Below are 2,977 nucleotides of genomic sequence, written 5' to 3' on the forward strand. Positions count from 1 at the left end.
AGAGGACTGCCAGTGGGACGGACTCAAGGGCTACATCACCAATACAGATCTTGAAGCCGAGCGTGTCATTGCCAAGTATCATGGACTTTGGGTAGTGGAACGTGCATTTCGTACTTCAAAAGGAAATTTGGAGATGCGTCCGATGTTTCACTTTACGGAACGTAGGATAGAGGCACATGCCTGCATTTGCTTCATCGCCTACAAAGTATATAAGGAATTGGAACGGCTCGTTTCTGTCAACAAAATGGGGATGAGTGTGGACAAGGTGCTTGATGCTGCTAACACTATTACAACCATAAGGGTAAGGTTGCCCGAAAATAGGACAACCTTCACAAAAACGCTCTTCCTGACAGAGAAACATCTGGCTGTAAAGCCACTTTTTGACCTAACTAACAGCGAGTCTTAATTTGGGTGGCGCATTGACGAAGTCAGGAGAATCACAATATCTAATAAATTTACCATCTACATGAGCAATGATTTCCCCCATAGACCAGGATCCCTCTCTAAAATACTTGCCATCAAAATTGCAAATTATTCACCATAGTTTGCTTGCCTTTTTTATAATCATTTTATTATTCCTTTAATTGTTTAATATTTAAGAAGGTTTCGCAAAAGCCATACAAACGTATAGCTAAATATCTGCTCTTAAAAATTGGGGTCTAATAATTGTATATTTGATCCTGCATTCCGTAAGTGATGTAGATATTCTTTTTTGTATTCGTTTTCTGCAATTGATTCTGTTTCAAAAAATTCCCATCTGTCCAATGGTTTTCTGTTTGCTGAATCGAGATAAACCACATTCTGGATTCTGTATTCATCAACATGAATATCAACATTCTTTAAAATTTCTTGAAGGTGGTTAAGATTAATCGTTTCAACAGGAATGCGCCCAATGATTACGCCCATCCTTTTAGGGTTGGTAATCATACAATTCTTCTTTTCTGCAGTAGACCTGATACCATCTATCATTTTAGAGAGTTGCTCCGATGGTTGAATGGCAGATGGAGCTAACGACACGTAATGATACTTTTTATTTACCGATGTAAATGCTTCCAGATGATCATATCTTACGCAGGGAGCAACCTGAAATCTTTCTTTTCCTTGCATAAAAGAACAGATTTGAAAATGCTCGGGGGCTTCTTGGAGGCACAATACGGAGATATTATAGGGTAAAACATTCCATTGCACTTTATAGTCTTTAAGAAGCTTTCGCGTCTCCTTAATCCAGAAAGAGTCTTTTGGTAATGGTACTTCAAATACTAGATACTTCATGTCCTTGAGATACTATGGTAAAGATATTATTATTGGTACAGTTATAATGCTTTTTTTGAAGCAGAAGCAGCGGCATTGCTATCTGCAATACGTATGAGTTTGCAGAGTTCTTCATGATTTGACAGAATATACTCGGCCTGGTGTTTATCAATATTAGGCTCATAAGGCCCCATGTGCCACCAAATTGCCAACTCTTCGTAGTAATTTAAGGGAACTTTACAACCACGTGTAACGATAAATAATGATCTACGTCCGTGTCCTTTTTTTAACTTCTCCTTGTAACTGATAGGTTTGCATTGTTCGTCAAAACCATACTGATCAGACTTGCATATGTCATGCAATAATGAACAGAGTATAATACTATTTAGAGGGAGTTTTGCAGTCTTGTTTAGTTTCACAGCCTCATGGAAGACATCAAGAGAGTGCCTTGCAAGTCCTCCCTTAACATTGTTATGATGAACGACAGAAGCAGGAGCTGAAAAGAAGTTGTTCTTCCTCATCCAATCAATCAAAACATCAATATTCTCTCTGCCTGTAGATTTAAGCAAGTTGACAATCTCTTGTTCCTCCTCTGTGTCAAAACCGCAAAACTCCTTTGCAAAGGCAGAGCCAGAATAATCATGCCCCATAGCAAACACAACCGTATCAAAGTTATAGTTGACTAAACAAGCATGCATTATTCGCGCAACAACTACCTCAGGGTTTTTGAAAGCTCCACATCCCCATGCACCAAGAATCAAAACTTCCACATTTTCTCTTTGAGCTATACTCATAATTTTATTCACCCTGCTTGTTAGCTGTTCCTCGTAATCATCAGGAATAGGGTTACCATGCCATAATTCTGGTGCTGCACATGTAATCACATCAATGTCATACCAATCCCTTCTATTCATCATTGTAGGATAAATTACATCATCTTTTATTTCCTCTCTTTTGAAAACGCAAACTCGTGGCGTATATATTAGGTCGTCATTGCCCATATAGTTTATTTCACCATTAACATACTGTTTTTGATGCTTTTCATAGAAATCCGCTCTCATAGATTCAAGACAAGGTAGCAGTGTCGTGCAGCGGCATATAGACTCTTCCTGTGCCCCAGCTGCAAAAGGAGCGCCTCCAATAGTATGATTGTTGGCAAAATTCAGTACAGCAACTTTATATCCCATATCTGTGTAACGCTCTGCAGCACTAAGTGCTCTGGCAGATGTCACCTCTACCGAATTAACTTGAGGCTTTGTTTTGTTTATCTTTATTCTATCCTCATGACTGACCATGTACTGTTTGCCAATAGAATCTTTAACCATCAGTTTGAGTTGATTATTCGTTTCATATTGATACTTGGTATCTGTCATTACCTCAAAATTAATTTTTCTATAATCTATTTTCATATTCTTTCTTATACCAATACTTCGTTAATTATCAGTTTATAGATTCATTTATAATATGTTACGTCATATATAGCGCCTCTGACAGGAACTTGTACACCTGTCTGACAACCATAAACAACGATTCTTAAAATAGATGGGAATAATAGCCTAAGAAACCGAAAACAAGCGTTTAAAATTTGGTTAAGTAGCTAAGAATTAGTAAATTAGCAGTTGTCACACAAAACAATTTACTAATGGAAATTCAGCCACTTGACCAGCTCACCAAGATCATCAATGATGCCCTTAATGGCACTGCAAAGTTACACAAGAGTTTCAAA

3 protein-coding genes are annotated in these 2,977 nt (G+C 37.9%); 1 reads left to right on the forward strand and 2 read right to left on the reverse strand.

The features are described from left to right. A partial coding sequence (locus I6E40_RS10420) for a transposase (protein ID WP_235387162.1) occupies positions 1 to 406 on the forward strand: 406 nt, incomplete at its 5' end. Between the two features lie 239 nt (positions 407 to 645). On the opposite strand, the gene I6E40_RS10425 is transcribed toward I6E40_RS10420, so the two are convergent. Together I6E40_RS10425 and I6E40_RS10430 are read right to left on the reverse strand one after the other, a co-directional pair. Beyond that, positions 646 to 1,272: a hypothetical protein gene (locus tag I6E40_RS10425; protein WP_235387164.1), complete on the reverse strand. Its 627-nt coding sequence runs from the start codon at positions 1,270 to 1,272 to the stop codon at positions 646 to 648. A gap of 41 nt (positions 1,273 to 1,313) precedes the next feature. Continuing rightward, positions 1,314 to 2,660, reverse strand: a complete 1,347-nt coding sequence (locus I6E40_RS10430; protein WP_235387166.1) for a TIGR02452 family protein — start codon at positions 2,658 to 2,660, stop codon at positions 1,314 to 1,316. Between the last annotated feature and the right edge of the window lie 317 nt (positions 2,661 to 2,977).

Origin of the sequence: Prevotellamassilia timonensis (genome assembly GCF_021531665.1) — a bacterium.
Lineage (GTDB): Bacteria > Bacteroidota > Bacteroidia > Bacteroidales > Bacteroidaceae > Alloprevotella.

Excerpts from the sequence above, each read along its gene's own strand:
- I6E40_RS10430 (WP_235387166.1), bottom strand. The coding sequence starts at position 2,660 with ATGAAAATAGATTATAGAAAAATTAATTTTGAGGTAATGACAGATACC.
- I6E40_RS10425 (WP_235387164.1), bottom strand. The coding sequence starts at position 1,272 with ATGAAGTATCTAGTATTTGAAGTACCATTACCAAAAGACTCTTTCTGG.